Below are 16,740 nucleotides of genomic sequence, written 5' to 3'. Positions count from 1 at the left end.
GTCGGGCGCCCCCGCAATGAGGCCTCGGACGGTTCAGGCCCGCAGTTCGGCCCTGTCCCCCATCACGATCACCGGGTGCAGGCGCGGGTCGAGCGTGCGCAGCAGGAACTCCATGGCCTCCTTGGAGACGCTGACGCAGGCCGAGGTGCCGCTGCCGTGGTCCAGGTGCAGCCAGATGTTCCCGCCCTTGTCCTCGCCCTCGGGGCGGGTGGGGTCGGCCGGCGGGGTGCCCCGGAGACGGTTGTAGTCGATGGCGATGACGTAGTCGAAGTCGTGCCGGTGCGCCTCGTCCCAGGTGTCCGGTGTCGCGTACGACTCCGCGCTGTGGTCGTAGGGCAGTTTGGCGCCGGGGTCGTCGAGTACGCCGCCCGCGTCGGTCAGGGTGAACACACCGACCGGGCTGCGCCCGTCGCCCATGCGGTGGCCGGTGGTCCAGCCGTGGCGGCCGTTGTGGGCGGCCCAGGCGCGGACCGGCCGCCAGGCGGAGCCGTGCCGGGTGTACAGCACGACCGTGGAGTCGGGCGAGTTCTCCGTGTCGCCGTAGACGGCCACGACCTGGCGGGAGTCGGCGGGAATCCGCCGGTACAGGTTGTCGCCGACGCCCGGGACACGGGTCGGGTCGGCCGCCGCGGAGGGGACCGGACCGGGGGCGGCGGTGCGGACGGCCTCACCCCGGGCGCCGGCCTCACGCTGGGCGCCGGCCTCGCCCCCGGCCGCTGTGCCGCCGCACGCGGAGAGGGCGGCCGACAAGGCTCCCAGCGCTCCCAGCACTGCCGTCGCCACCGTCACACGCCACACACCGCTCATCCGCACCGGCTCATGGTGGCACGACGGCCCGGAGTCTCCTGGCCGGAAGTGCCCGGATTTCCTGGGCCGCCGGGGAAAACCGTTTGATTTGGCCGGTGAATTTGACCACGCTGCGACGCGGGCCACTCACGGCAAGTCGCCGTTCCCCCTCCGCTCCGGCCGCATCCCGATCCCCCGCCTTCTGACACGAATCCACTGGGACGTCATGCAGATTCAAGACCTTCCGTATACCGACCCGGGCGTCCCCGACACCCGTTCGGGTCCCCGATTCCTGTGGTGGCTGGGGCGCAATCAGCTGGACGGCCAGCTCAAGTCGCTGGCCTGGGGCCTGCTGCACTTCGTCTCCGTCTCCGCGCTGCCCTTCTGCGTGGGCTTCGCCGTCCAGGCAGTCGTCGACCGCTCCGGCGCCCGGCTCGCCCTCACGGGCGGTCTGATGCTGCTGTGCGGCGTGGGGATCGCGCTCGGCGACACCTTTCTGCACCGGGCCGCGGTCACGAACTGGATCACCGCCGCCGCCCGCGTCCAGCAACTGCTGGCGCGCCAGGCGGCCCGGCTGGGCTCCGCGCTGACCCGGCGGGTCGCCGCCGGCGAGGTGGTGGCCGTCTCCACCGGTGACGTGGAGAAGATCGGCTGGTTCGTCGAGGCCGTCTCCCGCTTCACCGCGGCCGCGCTGACGGTCGTCGTGGTCTGCGCCGGCCTGGTCGTCTACCAGCCCGACCTCGGCGTGGTGGTCGCGGTGGGCCTGCCGGTGGTGGCGCTCGCGGTACTGCCGCTGCTGCCCCGGGCGACGCGCCGCGCCGACCTCCAGCGCGAGAAGGCGGGCCGGGCCACCGAGCTGGCCTCGGACACGGTCGCCGGGCTGCGCGTGCTGCGCGGCATCGGCGGCGAGGAACTGTTCCTCGACCGCTACCGCCGCGCCTCGCAGGAGGTACGGCACGCGGCCGTGCGCAGCGCCCGGATGTGGTCGCTGATCTCCTCGGTGCAGGTGCTCCTGCCCGGGCTGCTGATGATCGCGGTCGTCTGGCACGGCATCCAGCTGGCCCGCCAGGGCCGGATCACCGTCGGCGAACTGGTCACGGTGTACAGCGCGGTGATGATCCTGAACTATCCCCTGCGCCATTTCGAGGAGATCGCGATGGCCTACTCCTTCTCGCGGCCCTCGGCCAAACGGGCCGCGCGGGTGCTGGCCCTGGAGCGGGCCACCGACGCGGACGGCTCGCGCGCGGCCGAGGTGCCGGGCGGCGATCTGTACGACCCGGCCACGGGTCTGCTCGCGCCCGCGGGCCGGCTCACCGCCGTGGTGTGCGGCGACCCGGACGCGGCCGGGCGACTCGCGGAACGCCTCGGCGGCCACCCCGCCGAGTCCGGTCCGGCGGTGCTGCTCGGCGGCGTACCGCTCGACGACCTGCCCCTGGACTCCGCCCGCACCGCGGTCCTCGTCCAGGACAAGGACCCGGTGCTGCTGTCCGGTTCGCTGCGCGACCTGCTCGACGTGCCGGCGTCCGGCGCCGTGGACGCCGCGGAGGCGCTGGCGGCGGCGCAGTGCGGGGACGTCCTGGACGCGCTCGCGCAGGGGTCGCTGGAGGCCGCCGACCCGATGGACGCCCGTATCACCGAGCGCGGACGTTCGCTCTCGGGTGGCCAGCGCCAGCGGCTGGCACTGGCCCGGTCGCTGATCACCGACCCCGAGGTGCTGGTCCTGGACGAGCCGACCTCGGCGGTCGACTCGCACACCGAGGCCCGGGTCGCGGACGGCGTACGGCGGCTGCGGTCGGGCCGTACGACGGTGGTCTTCACCTCCTCGCCGCTGCTGCTGGACCGCGCCGACCGGGTCGTCCTCGTCCACGAGGGCGAGGCCGTCGCGGTCGGCGTGCACCGCGAACTGGTGCACAGCGAACCCCGGTACCGGGCTGTGGTGACCCGGGAGACCGAGGAGGAGCCGGAAGGGCTCGAAGCACTCGAAGAGCTGGAAGAGCTGGAAGAGCTGGAAGAGCTGGAAGAGATCGAGGAGAGCGCATGATCGGCGTTGTGCCACCGGCGTACGACCCGGCGGCCCCGACGACGGCCACCACCCTGCCCGTCGGTTCCGCCGCCACCGTCCGCGCCTACGTGACCGAGCTGTTCCGCCGCCACCGCCGGGCCTTCCTGCTCCTCGTCGGCGTCAACACGGTGGCCGTGGTCGCCTCCATGGTGGGCCCGTACCTGCTGGGCGCGCTGGTCGAGCGGGTCTCCCACCGGGCGGCGCAGCTGCATCTGGGCCTGAACCTCGGGCTGTTCGCGCTGGCCCTGGTGGTGCAGGCGGTGTTCGTGCGGGAGGTGCGGCTGCGGGGCGCGATGCTCGGCGAGCGGATGCTGGCCGACCTGCGCGAGGACTTCCTCGTACGGTCGGTGGGGCTGCCGCCGGGCGTCCTGGAGCGGGCCGGCACCGGCGACCTGCTCTCCCGCATCACCACGGACATCGACCGGCTGGCCAACGCCATGCGCGAGGCGGTGCCGCAGCTGTCGATCGGTGTGGTCTGGGCGCTGCTGCTGCTCGGCGGGCTCGTCGTCACGGCTCCCGTGCTGGGGGCCGCCGTACTGATCGCCGTGCCGGTACTGGTGCTGGGGTGCCGCTGGTACTTCAAGCGGGCGCCCGCCGGCTACCGCTCCGAGGCCGCCGGGTACGCCGCCGTCGCCGCCGCCCTCGCGGAGACCGTGGACGCGGGCCACACCATCGAGGCGCACCGCCTCGGCGCCCGCCGTGTCGCCCACTCCGAGCGCCGGATCAAGGAGTGGACGGCCTGGGAGCGGTACACCCTCTGGCTGCGGTCCGTGCTCTTCCCGGTGATCAACGCCGTGCACGTGCTGGTGCTCGGCTCGGTCCTCATGGTCGGCGGTGTCTTCGTCCTGCACGGCTGGATCAGTGTGGGCCGGCTGACGACCGGTGCGCTCATCGCGCAGATGCTCGTCGATCCGGTCAACCTGATCCTGCGCTGGTACGACGAGGTCCAGGTCGCCCAGGTGTCGCTGGCCCGCCTGGTCGGGGTGCGCGAGATCGAGCCCGACGCCGGGGAGGCCGCGCTCGCCCCCGACGGCCGCGACGTGCACGCCGACCGGGTGCGCTTCGGCTACCGCGAGGGCGTCGACGTGCTGCGCTCGGTGTCCCTCGACGTCGCGCCAGGGACCCGGCTGGCCCTGGTCGGCCCCTCGGGCGCGGGCAAGTCCACGCTGGGCAGGCTCCTGGCCGGAATCTACGCGCCCCGGGACGGCCGGATCACCCTGGGCGGCGCCGAGCTGTCCCGGATGCCCGCGGAACGCGTCCGCTCGCACGTCGCCCTCGTCAACCAGGAGCACCACGTGTTCGTGGGCTCGCTGCGCGACAACCTGCTGCTGGCCCGGACCGACGCGGCCGACGCCGAGCTGTGGGCCGCACTCGGCGCGGTCGACGCGGACGGCTGGGCACGGGCGCTGGACGAGGGCCTGGACACCGAGGTGGGCTCCGGCGGGCTGTCGCTGACCCCGGCGCAGGCCCAGCAGATCGCGCTGGCCCGGCTGGTGCTGGCAGACCCGCACACGCTGGTCCTGGACGAGGCGACCTCGCTCCTCGACCCGCGCGCGGCACGGCATCTGGAGCGCTCCCTGGCCCGCGTCCTCGACGGCCGCACGGTGGTCGCCATCGCCCACCGCCTGCACACCGCCCACGACGCCGACATGATCGCCGTGGTGGAGAACGGCCGCATCAGCGAACTGGGCAGCCATGAGCAACTCGTGGCGGCGGACGGGGCGTACGCGGCGCTGTGGCGGTCCTGGCACGGCTGAGGCCGCCAGGGCCACCCCGGTCGACGGAATCCATGAGCGGGACCCGGCAGGGGGAGCCGGGTCCGGCAGGAAACCAAGCAACTCCCAACAACCCACCAGTGGTTGGGCAAGCAGCCGTCATGGGGCGGTAAGACTTCCCCGAGTTCACTGATTCTTCAACCAATGGGTCTACCCGCATAGAACACCGCGGTGCTGTCATGCACACGCCTGCCCGGATCCCCCGGGCCCACCGCGGGAGACCCCCATGCGTGCCACGCGCCGCCTCACCGCCACGACCACGTCCCTCACCCTCGCCGTCGCCGGCCTCATCCTCAGCACCGGCCCGGCCGCCCATGCCGCCGGCTGCTCCCAGTCCTACCTGCCGCTGCCGGACCCGACCTGCCAGCCCGGCGCCTACAACCCGGACGTCACCCAGTCCACGATCGACTCGACGATATGCGTCTCCGGCTGGACCTCCACCGTTCGGCCCCCGAGCTCCTACACCAGCGCCCTGAAGATCCAGCAGATCGCCCAGTACGGCTACTCGGACACCAGCACGGCCGACTACGAGGAGGACCACCTGGTCCCGCTGGAACTCGGCGGCGCCCCCAAGAGCGCGCAGAACCTGTGGCCGGAGCCCCGGTACGGCAACGAGACCGCCGCCAGCAAGGACTCCGTGGAGAACAAGCTCAAGAAGGCCGTCTGCGACGGCACGGTCAGCCTCGACGACGCCCGCAGCGCCATCGCCGAAGACTGGACCACCGCCCTGTCCTCCCTCGGCCTCGGCTGACCGGGATCGACGAACCCCGGGGGCGGTCCGGAGCGTACGGGCGGCCTCGCTCCGGCCGCCCGGCCGGCCGCCCGGCCCTGCCCCCGATCCAGGAGGGCAGGGCCGCCGGGAGGCCGGCCTGGGCCCGTGCCGTTGCGCGGTGCCGAACAGGGGTGGAAGGCTGGATAGCGGCACCGGCACGGGCAACGCCCGGGGACCGTCCGGTTCGCGTCCGGAACCCGCGCCGCGCGTGCCGACGGCCCGCCGCCGCTCGCGGTGACACCGGGCCGTCCCCACCACCTGGAGGTACCCGTGGACAGCGCCGACGGATGGGGAGACGACGTATACCAGCCCGATGAGTCCGAGATCCGGGAGGACTCGGGAGTGCTCGACGTGGAGGACACCCTGGACTCCGACGGCGTCGACGATCCCCTGGACCGCGGCTGGTCCCCGCCGGAGCGGCCGTGGGCGGTGGAGCACACCGGAGTGACCGCGGCGGAGCGGCACCGGGGCGAGACCCTGGACCAGCGGCTCGCCGAGGAGACGCCGGAACCCGCCCCCGCGGACGGCGACGGCATCGGTGACTGCGAGAGCAGCGACGGAGAGCCACTGGACAACGAGGTCGGCGCCCTGCGCTCCGGCCGGCTCGTCGCCCCCGACGAGGGGGCGCACGAGGACGAGGAGAGCGCACTGGTCGCCACCGACGTCGGCATCGACGGCGCCGCCGCCTCCGCCGAGGAGGCCGCGATGCACATCGTCGACGAGGACTCCCTGTACGGCTGACCCGGACATCCCCCGCCCGACCGGCCCGCGTGAGGAGCCGATCTCCGCCGAGAGCCAACCCTTCTCCACGGGCACGGCCCGCACGGTCGACGCCGAGGGCCGCATCGCCCGGTCCGAGCGCCGCTACGGCGGGGCTGGCCGGGAGGCCGGCGAAACCTCCTGACCCGCACCCCCCGCCCGGATCCGCTGGTCAGATCATGTTCAGGGCGGCGGCGCAGCCCACTCCGCCGAGCAGCATGAACGCGGGCATCAGCACCTTCAGCTCGACCCAGCTGCCCGCCCGGAACCGCATCACCTTCGGCGGTCCTATCGGGTACCAGCGCTTGCGCCCCAGCGGGATGGGCCACAGGATCGGGCAGCCGGAGACCGTCAGCGCGTCCCCGATGTCGTGCACCAGCGCGCCCAGCACGATCGGCAGCCCCAGCCACAGGTACTGCTGGCCCGGCGCGGTGAACAGCCAGTCGGAGCCGTTGCCCGGCTTGTCCAGGATGCCCGCGAGGATCCACGCAGTGGTCGCCGCCAGCAGCCAGACCAGGACGTCGCTGCTGGAGCCGCGGGCCGCCCGCCACAGCAGCCCCTCGATGGCCAGCACCATGTGCACGAAGAGGATCGCCAGCACCGCCCACCGGCCGCCGGTGATCGCCGCCGCCGCGCAGCCCGCCCCCAGCAGGACCGCCCACAGCCAGGTGTGCGTCAGCGTCCGGTGGCCGCCGGAGCGGCGCGGGTCGCCCTTCATCCTGGTCCCCTTGTAGACGGCGTACGACAGCTTGTCCACGATCTCGCAGACCCATCGCGACAGCGGCCCGAAGGACCGCGAGATGGTGGCCGCCTTGTGGTCCAGGTCCGGAGCGAGCGCGGCTCCTGCGCAGATCAGGGCGCCTACGAGGAGGACCGGCCAGGGCATCGGGTGCCCGGCCGCGGCGGCGGCCGCCCCGACGCCGAGCCAGGCCGCGGCCCCCGACAGTGAGTGTGCTGGTCCCATCATGGCCGTTGCCCGCCCCATTCCTCGTGTGCCGCTGTCCAGTTGACCGGGTGCGTTGACGCTCCGTCGGCGACACAGCGTAGCTGCCATGATCTTCGTGCCCGCAGCCGATTCCCCCATCGGCCACCGGGCCAGGCAAGATGGGTGCGTGACCCTCATCGATCAGCTGCCGCCGACCGCCGACCCCGACGCCCTCTACGAAGCCTTCGAGTCGTGGGCCCAGGAGCGCGGTCTCACCCTCTACCCCCACCAGGAGGAGGCGCTGATCGAGGTGGTCTCCGGGGCGAACGTGATCGTGTCGACCCCCACCGGTTCGGGAAAGTCCATGATCGCCGCGGGTGCGCACTTCGCCGCGCTGGCCCGGGACGAGGTCACCTTCTACACGGCTCCGATCAAGGCGCTGGTGTCGGAGAAGTTCTTCGAGCTGTGCAAGATGTTCGGCACCGAGAACGTCGGCATGCTCACCGGCGACGCGTCCGTCAACGCGGACGCCCCGGTCATCTGCTGCACCGCCGAGGTGCTGGCGTCCATCGCGCTGCGCGACGGCAAACAGGCGGACGTCGGCCAGGTCGTCATGGACGAGTTCCACTTCTACGCGGAGGGCGACCGCGGCTGGGCCTGGCAGATCCCGCTGCTCGAACTGCCCCAGGCGCAGTTCATCCTCATGTCGGCCACCCTGGGCGACGTGTCCTTCTTCGAGAAGGACCTCACCCGCCGCACCGGCCGCCCCACCTCGGTGGTCCGCTCGGCGACCCGCCCGGTGCCCCTGTCCTACGAGTACCAGCTCACCCCGCTCACGGAGACGCTCACCGATCTGCTGGAGACCCGGCAGGCGCCGGTCTACATCGTGCACTTCACGCAGGCGCAGGCCGTGGAGCGGGCGCAGGCGCTGATGAGCATCAACATGTGCTCGCGCGACGAGAAGGACCAGATCGCCGAGCTGATCGGCAACTTCCGGTTCACCACGAAGTTCGGCCGCAACCTCTCCCGGTACGTCCGCCACGGCATCGGCGTCCACCACGCCGGCATGCTGCCCAAGTACCGGCGTCTGGTGGAGAAGCTGGCGCAGGCCGGTCTGCTGAAGGTCATCTGCGGTACGGACACGCTCGGTGTCGGCGTCAACGTGCCCATCCGCACGGTGCTGTTCACCGCGCTCACCAAGTACGACGGCAGCCGCGTGCGCACCCTGCGCGCCCGGGAGTTCCACCAGATCGCCGGCCGGGCCGGCCGGGCCGGCTTCGACACGGCCGGCCTGGTGGTCGCGCAGGCGCCCGAGCACGTCATCGAGAACGAGAAGGCGCTCGCCAAGGCGGGCGACGACCCGAAGAAGCGGCGCAAGGTGGTGCGCAAGAAGGCGCCGGAGGGTTTCGTCGGCTGGACGGAGAACACGTTCGAGAAGCTGATCGCCTCCGAGCCGGAGCCGCTGACCTCGCGTTTCAGGGTGACGCACACCATGCTGCTGTCGGTGATCGCCCGGCCGGGCAACGCGTTCGAGGCGATGCGCCACCTCCTGGAGGACAACCACGAGCCGCGCAGGCAGCAGCTGCGGCACATCCGGCGGGCGATCGCGATCTACCGCTCGCTGCTGGACGGCGGCATCGTCGAGAAGCTCGACAAGCCGGACGCCGAGGGCCGCATCGTCCGTCTCACGGTCGACCTGCAGCAGGACTTCGCGCTGAATCAGCCGCTGTCCACGTTCGCACTCGCCTCCTTCGAACTGCTCGACCCGGAGTCGCCGTCCTACGCCCTGGACATGGTGTCCGTCGTCGAATCCACCCTCGACGACCCCCGGCAGATCCTCGTCGCCCAGCAGAACAAGGCGCGCGGCGAGGCGGTGGCCGCCATGAAGGCGGACGGTGTCGAGTACGAGGAGCGCATGGAGCGCCTCCAGGACATCACCTACCCGAAGCCCCTGGAAGAGCTGCTCTTCCACGCGTACGACACCTACCGCAAGAGCCACCCGTGGGTCGGCGACCACCCGCTGTCGCCGAAGTCGGTCGTCCGGGACATGTACGAACGGGCGATGTCCTTCACCGAACTGGTCTCCTTCTACGAGCTGGCCCGCACCGAGGGCATCGTGCTGCGCTACCTCGCCGGCGCCTACAAGACCCTGGACCACACCATCCCCGACGACCTGAAGTCGGAGGACCTCCAGGACCTGATCGAATGGCTCGGGGAGATGGTGCGCCAGGTCGACTCCAGCCTGCTGGACGAGTGGGAGCAGCTGGCCAACCCGGAGGAGATGACCGCCGAGGAGGCCCAGGAGAAGGCCGACGAGGTCAAGCCGGTCACCACCAACGCGCGTGCCTTCCGGGTCCTGGTCCGCAACGCCCTGTTCCGTCGCGTGGAACTCGCCGCCCTCGACCAGGTGGAGGAACTCGGCGAGCTGGACGCCGAGTCCGGCTGGGACGCGCAGGCCTGGGGCGAGGCGATGGACAAGTACTGGGACGAGTACGAGGACCTCGGCACCGGCCCCGACGCCCGCGGCCCCAAGCTGCTGGTGATCCAGGAGGAGCCGCAGAACGGACTGTGGCGGGTCCGCCAGATCTTCGACGACCCGAACGACGACCACGACTGGGGCATCAGTGCGGAGGTCGACCTGGCGGCCTCCGACGCCGAGGGCCGCGCGGTCGTCCGCGTCACCGATGTCGGCCAGCTGTGAGCACAGGAGAATCGCACCCATGACGAACCCGGCCGAGAGACTCGTCGACCTGCTCGACCTGGAGCAGATCGAGGTCAACATCTTCCGCGGCCTGAGCCCGCACGAGTCCCTGCAACGAGTCTTCGGGGGCCAGGTGGCGGGCCAGGCACTGGTCGCCGCCGGGCGCACCACGGACGGCGACCGCCCGGTGCACTCGCTGCACGCGTACTTCCTGCGCCCGGGCCGGCCGGGCGTGCCCATCGTGTACCAGGTGGAACGGGTCCGCGACGGGCGGTCGTTCACCACACGCCGGGTCACGGCCGTGCAGCAGGGCCGCACGATCTTCAATCTCACCGCCTCCTTTCACAAGCCCGAGGAAGGACCGTTCGAGCACCAGCTGCCGCCGGCCCGGGTGATACCGGACCCGGAGACCCTGCCGACGGTCACCGAGGAGATACGCAGTCATCTGGGCGCTTTGCCCGAGCAGTTGGAGCGGATGGCGCGCCGCCAGCCCTTCGACATCCGGTATGTCGACCGGCTGCGCTGGAACGCCGAGGAGGTGGAGGGGGCCGAGCCGCGCAGCGCCGTGTGGATGCGCGCGGTCGGCCCGCTCGGCGACGACCCGCTGGTCCACACCTGCGCGCTGACCTACGCCAGCGACATGACCCTCCTGGACGCCGTCCGCATTCCGGTCGAGCCACTGTGGGGCCCGAGGAACTTCGACATGGCCTCGCTGGACCACGCGATGTGGTTCCACCGGCCGTTCCGTGCGGACGAGTGGTTCCTGTACGACCAGGAGTCACCGATCGCGGTGGGCGGCCGGGGCCTGGCCCGGGGCCGCATCTACAACCTCGAAGGGCAACTGATCGTGTCCGTGGTGCAGGAGGGCCTGTTCCGCAAGCTGGGCTGACCCGCGGTCTGCCGATGCGTTCAGGGCGCGGTGGCTTCAGTCTCCTCGGGCCGGGGGCTTCTGCGGCGCAGCCAGGAGAGCGGTCCGCGGGAGGGGTTCGGCACCTCGTGCCGAGGCGCGCCTGCCGTGGACGCGGTCAGGGCCTCGGGCGGCGCGAGAGCGGTGTGTGCTGTCGGCGCGGTGTGGCGGGCGGCCGGGCGGGGTGCGGGCGAGTGCGCGCGGGCCTCCTCCACCGCGCGGGCCAGGTCGCTCCGCAGCCAGCCGATCTCGTCCGGGGCCTCGGCCGTCATGATCTGTTCGGCCAGGTGGGCGGAGGGCGATCCCGGCACGCCATGGGCGGGCGGACCGGGCCGGAACCGGTGCAGATGGGCCCGCTCGTACGGGTCGTGGACCACGTCGGCGACCTCGACGGGGCTGAGGAAGGCGGCCAGGGCTCCGGCGCGCGCCCATGGCCCTTCGGACTGGCGAAGCAGGAAGCCCAGGTGCCGTCCCCGCCAGTTGCGGGCCCGCAGGTCCACACCGTTGGCCAGCCGGTCGCGGAATTCCTCGGGCGTCCGGCCCGTGAGCAGGGCCGCGTTCCTCTCGTCGGCCGCGAACTGACTCAGGTCCTCGGCGAGATAGAGCCACACCACGGCCCGGTACCGGTTGAGGTAGAACTTCACGGGCACCAGCAGGCCGAGGCGTGCGAGCCGGGTGAACCTGCCGGCCGGCATGTTCATGAGGGTCGCGCCCTCCGCGGTGCCCACCGCCCTGACGCTCTCCCGCAGCGCCTCGGGAAAGCCGTCCCGCGCACGCAGCCGGTCGATCTCGGCGCGGTCGACCCGGCGTCCTCCGCCTCCTCCCTCGTCGGGCACGGTCCGGATCCGGCCGAGGTGGACGGCGAGATCGAACTCGCCCCGCTTGAGTTCGAGTTCGCGGGCGGCGCGGCTGGGCGCGCAGGTGAGGAGACGGGACTGGGTGAAGACAGTGCTCGTCATGGTCGTACTCCCCCGTGGAGTCAGCGGCTCACGCCGTGTGCGCTCGCCGTGGAAAAACCGTAGCCGGTCTCCCGGATTTCGTGGCGAGCCTGTGGATAACTCCACGAGGAACAGTGAATGCGCAGGTCAGAGGTCCACGGTGGGGGTGCGTTCGGGTTGGCGGGCGTCCACGCCGAGGTGCTCGCCGACGCGGTTGACGAGCAGCGTCATCTCGTAGGCGATCTGGCCGATGTCGGCCTCCGCCCCGCTCAGCACGCACAGGCAGCTGCCGGTGCCGGCCGCCGTGACGAACAGGACCGCGTCGTCGTACTCGATCATCGTCTGGCGCACTCTGCCCGCGCCGAAGTGGCGTCCCGAACCCTTGGCGAGGCTGTGCAGTCCGGACGCGACGGCGGCGAGGTGTTCCGCGTCCTCGCGGCGAAGGCCCGTGCTCGCTCCCGTCACCAGCCCGTCGTTCGACAGGACCAGTGCGTGCCGCACGTGGTCCACGCGTTCGGTCAGATCGTCCAGGAGCCACCCGAGTCCCTGGTTCTGCGCCATCTTCCGTCTCCCCGTGTGATGTCTCCCCCTGGCTGGAGGATCTGTCCGCCAGCCTTCCCCACGTCCGCCGTCCGGGCAAGGAAAATGGGCGTATGGCACAGAAGATGACCGACGAGGAATGGCGGGCGTTCGTCTCGCACGGTACCCGCACCGGGAAGCTGTCCACCGTGCGGGCCGACGGGAGTCCCCACGTGGCACCGATCTGGTTCCTGCTGGACGGGGACGACGTGGTCTTCAACACGGGCAAGGAGACCGTGAAGGGGCGCAATCTGGCCCGTGACGGCCGGATCGCGCTGTGCGTGGACGACGACCGGCCGCCGTTCGACTTCGTGGTGCTGAACGGCCGGGCGCGTCTGTCGGAGGATCTCGACGAGGTGCGGCTGTGGGCCACCCGTATCGCGGCGCGTTACATGGGTGAGGAACGCGCCGAGGAGTTCGGTGCCCGCAACGGCGTTCCGGGTGAGCTCCTGGTGCGGGTGCCCGTCGACAAGGTGGTGGCGGTGAGGGCGCTGGCCGGCTGAGGGGCGCGGGTCAGCCGACGGAGTCGAGGAGCCGGGCGGTGTGCATGCGTCCGGCGTACTCCACGAGGCGGATCAGTACCTCCTTGCCGGAGTCACGGTCGCGGGCGTCGCACAGCACGACCGGTGTCCCCTGGTCGAGGTCGAGGGCGCGGCAGACGTCGTGTGCGCCGTACGCGCGGGCCCCGGCGAAGCAGTTGACGGCGACGACGAACGGGATGCGGCGGTGCTCGAAGTAGTCGACCGCCGGGAAGCAGTCCTCAAGGCGCCGGGTGTCCGCGAGGACCACGGCGCCGAGGGCGCCCTGGGACAGTTCGTCCCACAGGAACCAGAAGCGGTCCTGTCCCGGGGTGCCGAAGAGGTACAGGGAGAGCCCGGAGCGGATGGTGATGCGTCCGAAGTCCATGGCGACGGTCGTGGTGACCTTCTGGTCCACGCCGTCGGTGTCGTCCACCAACTGTCCCGCTTCGCTGAGCAGTTCCTCGGTGCGCAGCGGGCGGATCTCGCTGACGGCCCCGACCAGGGTCGTCTTGCCGACGCCGAATCCGCCGGCGACCAGGATCTTCAGCGCCAGGGCGGACATGTCGCCGGCGGCGTCTTCCTCGTGAGGCTTCATCTCGTCACCCTTCATCTACAGTGCCCTCAACCCTTCGATGACTTCGCGCAGAATCCGTTCGTCGGGAAGCTGCGCCGGTGGCACCGGACGGCTGACGGTGACGCGGCCGAGTTCCAGGAGGTCGCCGAGGAGCACCCTCACCACTCCGACGGGCAGGTCGGCGCCCGCGGCGAGTTCGGCGACGGACTGCGTTTCCGTGCGGCACAGGTCGATCAGCGCCCGGTGTTCCGGGCCCAGTGCCGTGTCGTCGTCGACCGCCGCTGCCCCGGGGTCCAGCGTGACGAGCGCGATCAGGTCGAACCGTACGCCGGTGGGGCCCGGCCTGGTGCGTCCGCCGGTCATGGCGTACGGCCGTACCAGGGGGCCGGCCTCGCCGTCGTACCACTGGCTGCCCTGCTCGCGCGGGGCGTCCGTCGTGTCTTCTCTCATGGGTGGCGCCCTTCGGTTCATCCGGCGGCGGGCGGCCGGGCGGCGACGCGCGGTGCCGTGTAGAGGTGCTCGCCGACGCGCTTGACCAGCCGTGCCATCTCGTAGGCGACCAGCCCGATGTCGGCGGTCACGGCGGTGAGCACCGCGAGGCAGGAGCCGTCCCCGGCGGCGGCCACGAACAGGAAGGCCTCGTCCATCTCCACCATGGTCTGGCGTACGCCGCCTGCTCCGAAGTGCCGTCCCGCCCCCTTGGCCAGGCTGTTGAACCCGGAGGCGACGGCGGCGAGGTGTTCGGCGTCCTCGCGGGCGAGGCCGGTCGAGGCGCCCACGGCGAGGCCGTCGTTGGACAGCACCACGGCGTGCCGCACCTCGGTCACCCGCAGCACCAGATCGTCCAGGAGCCAGTCCAGTTCGCCGGATCGCTGGGCTGCCCCCGTGTTCGCATCCTGGATCATGTGGTGTCTCCTTCTCTGCTGTCGCTGCCCGTTTCGGGTTCCGGGGCGGCGCGGCCGGGCTGTCTGCCGCCGCCGCGTGTCCAGCCGTCCCGGTAGGCCGCCATACGGTCCCGTACGAGTTCGGGGGTGCGCCGCTCGTCGCCGCCGGGAGCCGGTGACCGGGCCGGTTCCTCGGGGCGCCGGCGGCGGAGCTGGGGGGCGAGGCTGGCCTGGCGGACGCGGCGGGGAAGATCTTCGGAGGACTCCGGGTCGTCCGCTGGACGGTGCAGCCTCAAGGTGGTCACTCCGGGAGGTGGGGTGTCGTTCGCGGGGCCCGGGGACGCCGGGGCGGTGACGAGGGCCGGACGGTCGGCCGGTGCGGCGACGGCCTCCTGGCGCGCTGGTTCGTCGGGCACGCGCGCGTGGTCGCGTCGCGGTACGGGTTCGGCATCCGTCGCCGGCCGGTGGGCGCCGTCGGACGGCTTGGTGTGCAGCAGCGTGGTGGGCAGCAGCACCACGGCGGTGGTGCCTCCGTAGGGGGAGGTGCGCAGGTGCACCTTGATTCCGTGCCGTGCGGCGAGCCTGCTGACCACGAAGAGCCCGAGGCGGTCACTGTCGAATAGGTCGAGCGCCTCGGACTGTTCGATGCGCCGGTTGGCCTCCGCGAGGGTCTCGGCGCCCATGCCGAGGCCGCGGTCCTCGACTTCGAGGACGTAGCCGTTGCCCACGGGTTCGCCGGTGACCCGCACGCGCGTGTGGGGTGGTGAGAACTGCGCGGCGTTCTCGACGATCTCGGCGAGCAGGTGGGTGAGGTCGGCGACGGCCGCGCCGATGACGCCTGCCTCCGGTAGCTGGCGTACCTCCACGCGCGCGTAGTCCTCGATCTCGGAGACGGCGGCACGTACGACGTTCGTCAGGGACACCGGCATGCGCCAGGCCCGGCCGGGTGCGGCTCCGGAGAGGATGATGAGGCTCTCGGCGTGGCGCCGCATACGGGTGGTGAGGTGGTCGAGCCGGAAGAGGTCGCTCAGCTCGCCCGGGTCCTCCGAGCGGCGTTCCATGCTGTCCAGGAGGCTCAGCTGGCGGTGGACCAGGATCTGGCTGCGGCGGGCGAGATTGACGAAGACACCGGAGATGCCGCTGGCGAGTTCGGCGCGCTCCACGGCGGCGCTCAGGGCGGCGCGGTGGACGGTGCCGAGGGCCTCGGCGACCTGTCCGGTCTCGTCCTCGGCGGGCGGTCCGGCCGGTGCCTCGGCCTGGATGTCGATCTCCTCCCCCGCCCGCAGTCTGCGCATCGCCTCGGGCAGTTCGCGGCGGGCGATCTCCAGGGCGGTGTTGCGCAGGCTCACCAACTCGACGACGAGGGCGCGTCCGATGCGTACGGAGATGACGAGCGAGGCGGCGACGGCGGCGAGGCCGAGGAGGACGGCGGCGCCCGCCGGGGTGAGGAGCCCCCGCGCGAACGGGTCGGCGCGGCCCGCGACGGCCTGCCCGGTGTCGGTCGCGATGCCGCGCATCCCGTCAGTTACGCGCGCGTGGGCGGCGTTCCAGGTGGCCTCCGGGGCCGCCGCGTCGACCGCCCGGGCGCCGGGCGGGCTGGCGAGGGCCTTGTCCTCGGCGGTGGTGAGGAGGGTGTAGGTGCCGGTGCCGGTCAGGTCGTGCCAGGCGGCGCGCTGGGCTTGGGGCAGGTCGGTGACGGCCGACTCGGTGAGGGCCCGACGGGTGGCGACGGCTCCGGTGAACAGCCGCAGGCGCTCGCCCTGGAGGCCGCCGGAGAGCCGTGCACCGCCCAGCACGGTGTCCTCCTGGGAGAGGGCTTCCTGGGCGCGATTGAACTCCAGGAGCACGCGGGCGTCGGAGCCGACGTCGGCCCGCTGGATGCCGGTGAGGGCGCCGTCCACCGCGAAGGCCGACGCGATGGTGGCCGTGTACTGCCCGTACGCCTTGTTCCAGCCGGCCCGATGGTCGAAAAGGGCCGTGCGCAGGGTGCTCAGGTGTGCGGCCGCGGTGACGAAGGACGTCAGGCGCTCCGCGACGTCCGCGGGCAGTTCCTCGCTGTCGGCCACGGTGTGGCCGTCGCCGAGCCGCAGCCTGGCGACGGCCAGGTCGGTGCGGGTCGCCAGGTTCCTGAGGTCGCCGCTGTCCACGGCGCGCGGGTCGCTCGCGTAGCGCACGGCGGCGGCGCGCTCGGTCTGCAGCGCGGCGACCGCCGCGGCCACCGGTGTGCGCAGCTCGGCGTCGACGCGCTGCGACTGGCGCAGCCTGGCGACGTCCTGGGCGGTGCTGACGGTGGCGTACGCCCACAGGGCGAGCAGGGAGACGACAGGGACCATCAGCAGACAGATGACCTTCGCCCGCACGGTCCGGGGACGGATCCGCCGGCGTCCCGCGCGCGGGGGCGCGTCGTCCGGCAGGGCGCCGACGGTTTCGGTGGCGCCTTCGTCGGCTGGTGGCCCGGCGTGCGCGCGGCGGCCGCGCGGCGGCCGCGAGGGCGGTGTCTCCGTGCCGGTGACGGGGTTCCTACGAGGTGTACGCATGGCCTCCTCGCTCGGGAGTG

15 protein-coding genes are annotated in these 16,740 nt (G+C 72.2%); 7 read left to right on the top strand and 8 right to left on the bottom strand.

Annotation, left to right across the window (positions count from 1 at the left end; translation table 11 throughout):
• Positions 1-33: 33 nt before the first annotated feature.
• Entirely contained in the window at positions 34-813 is a 780-nt protein-coding gene (locus ACFYMM_RS18185; RefSeq protein WP_388387533.1) for a L,D-transpeptidase family protein, read from the bottom strand.
• A 199-nt stretch (positions 814-1,012) separates the two neighbouring features.
• Between ACFYMM_RS18185 and ACFYMM_RS18180 the strand changes: the two genes are divergently transcribed.
• The 4 genes from ACFYMM_RS18180 to ACFYMM_RS18165 all read left to right on the top strand — a co-directional run bounded on the left by ACFYMM_RS18180 (position 1,013) and on the right by ACFYMM_RS18165 (position 6,136).
• On the top strand, positions 1,013-2,827 hold the full coding sequence (locus ACFYMM_RS18180; RefSeq protein WP_388387531.1) for an ABC transporter transmembrane domain-containing protein: 1,815 nt from the start codon (positions 1,013-1,015) through the stop codon (positions 2,825-2,827).
• Positions 2,824-4,605 carry an ABC transporter ATP-binding protein gene (locus ACFYMM_RS18175; RefSeq protein ID WP_388387529.1) on the top strand — a complete coding sequence of 594 codons (1,782 nt, stop codon included), beginning with the start codon at positions 2,824-2,826 and terminating at the stop codon, positions 4,603-4,605. The genes ACFYMM_RS18180 and ACFYMM_RS18175 overlap by 4 nt, the downstream gene beginning before the upstream one ends.
• A 244-nt stretch (positions 4,606-4,849) precedes the next feature.
• Positions 4,850-5,374 (top strand): hypothetical protein, encoded by a 525-nt coding sequence (locus tag ACFYMM_RS18170; RefSeq protein ID WP_388387527.1) that lies wholly within the window; start codon positions 4,850-4,852, stop codon positions 5,372-5,374.
• 291 nt (positions 5,375-5,665) lie between these two features.
• The gene (locus ACFYMM_RS18165; protein WP_388387525.1) at positions 5,666-6,136 is read left to right on the top strand and encodes a DUF5709 domain-containing protein; all 471 of its coding nucleotides are present in this window, start codon (positions 5,666-5,668) and stop codon (positions 6,134-6,136) included.
• Positions 6,137-6,326: 190 nt separating this feature from the next.
• Here the strand turns inward: ACFYMM_RS18165 and ACFYMM_RS18160 are convergent, their stop codons facing one another.
• Positions 6,327-7,121 carry a metal-dependent hydrolase gene (locus ACFYMM_RS18160; protein ID WP_388387523.1) on the bottom strand — a complete coding sequence of 265 codons (795 nt, stop codon included), beginning with the start codon at positions 7,119-7,121 and terminating at the stop codon, positions 6,327-6,329.
• A gap of 145 nt (positions 7,122-7,266) precedes the next feature.
• Between ACFYMM_RS18160 and ACFYMM_RS18155 the strand changes: the two genes are divergently transcribed.
• Both ACFYMM_RS18155 and ACFYMM_RS18150 read left to right on the top strand, forming a co-directional pair.
• Positions 7,267-9,780, top strand: a complete 2,514-nt coding sequence (locus ACFYMM_RS18155; RefSeq protein WP_388387521.1) for a DEAD/DEAH box helicase — start codon at positions 7,267-7,269, stop codon at positions 9,778-9,780.
• Positions 9,781-9,799: 19 nt separating this feature from the next.
• Positions 9,800-10,669 (top strand): acyl-CoA thioesterase, encoded by an 870-nt coding sequence (locus ACFYMM_RS18150; RefSeq protein ID WP_388387519.1) that lies wholly within the window; start codon positions 9,800-9,802, stop codon positions 10,667-10,669.
• A gap of 20 nt (positions 10,670-10,689) precedes the next feature.
• Here ACFYMM_RS18150 and ACFYMM_RS18145 read toward each other — a convergent pair whose 3' ends face one another.
• A complete protein-coding gene (locus ACFYMM_RS18145) occupies positions 10,690-11,646 on the bottom strand; it encodes a DUF6397 family protein (protein WP_388387517.1) in 957 nt (318 codons plus the stop codon).
• A 126-nt stretch (positions 11,647-11,772) separates the two neighbouring features.
• Positions 11,773-12,186: a roadblock/LC7 domain-containing protein gene (locus ACFYMM_RS18140; protein ID WP_388387515.1), complete on the bottom strand. Its 414-nt coding sequence runs from the start codon at positions 12,184-12,186 to the stop codon at positions 11,773-11,775.
• A gap of 92 nt (positions 12,187-12,278) precedes the next feature.
• Between ACFYMM_RS18140 and ACFYMM_RS18135 the strand changes: the two genes are divergently transcribed.
• A complete protein-coding gene (locus tag ACFYMM_RS18135) occupies positions 12,279-12,707 on the top strand; it encodes a PPOX class F420-dependent oxidoreductase (protein WP_388387513.1) in 429 nt (142 codons plus the stop codon).
• A 10-nt stretch (positions 12,708-12,717) separates the two neighbouring features.
• Here the strand turns inward: ACFYMM_RS18135 and ACFYMM_RS18130 are convergent, their stop codons facing one another.
• From ACFYMM_RS18130 to ACFYMM_RS18115, 4 genes are read right to left on the bottom strand one after another with little or no spacing between them, the layout of a single operon-like run.
• Complete coding sequence (locus ACFYMM_RS18130) at positions 12,718-13,320, bottom strand: ATP/GTP-binding protein (RefSeq protein ID WP_388387510.1); 603 nt, start codon at positions 13,318-13,320, stop codon at positions 12,718-12,720.
• A gap of 15 nt (positions 13,321-13,335) precedes the next feature.
• Positions 13,336-13,749 (bottom strand): DUF742 domain-containing protein, encoded by a 414-nt coding sequence (locus tag ACFYMM_RS18125; RefSeq protein ID WP_388387507.1) that lies wholly within the window; start codon positions 13,747-13,749, stop codon positions 13,336-13,338.
• 17 nt (positions 13,750-13,766) lie between these two features.
• Positions 13,767-14,204 carry a roadblock/LC7 domain-containing protein gene (locus ACFYMM_RS18120; protein WP_388387505.1) on the bottom strand — a complete coding sequence of 146 codons (438 nt, stop codon included), beginning with the start codon at positions 14,202-14,204 and terminating at the stop codon, positions 13,767-13,769.
• On the bottom strand, positions 14,201-16,720 hold the full coding sequence (locus tag ACFYMM_RS18115; RefSeq protein ID WP_388387504.1) for a nitrate- and nitrite sensing domain-containing protein: 2,520 nt from the start codon (positions 16,718-16,720) through the stop codon (positions 14,201-14,203). Before ACFYMM_RS18115 ends, ACFYMM_RS18120 begins: the two co-directional genes overlap by 4 nt.
• Positions 16,721-16,740 lie beyond the last annotated feature (20 nt).

The sequence above is a fragment of the Streptomyces sp. NPDC006739 genome, assembly GCF_042869815.1.
Taxonomy (GTDB): domain Bacteria; phylum Actinomycetota; class Actinomycetes; order Streptomycetales; family Streptomycetaceae; genus Streptomyces.
The sequence above is the reverse complement of the archived record's forward strand: the minus strand, read 5'-3'. Positions and strand labels throughout refer to the sequence as shown.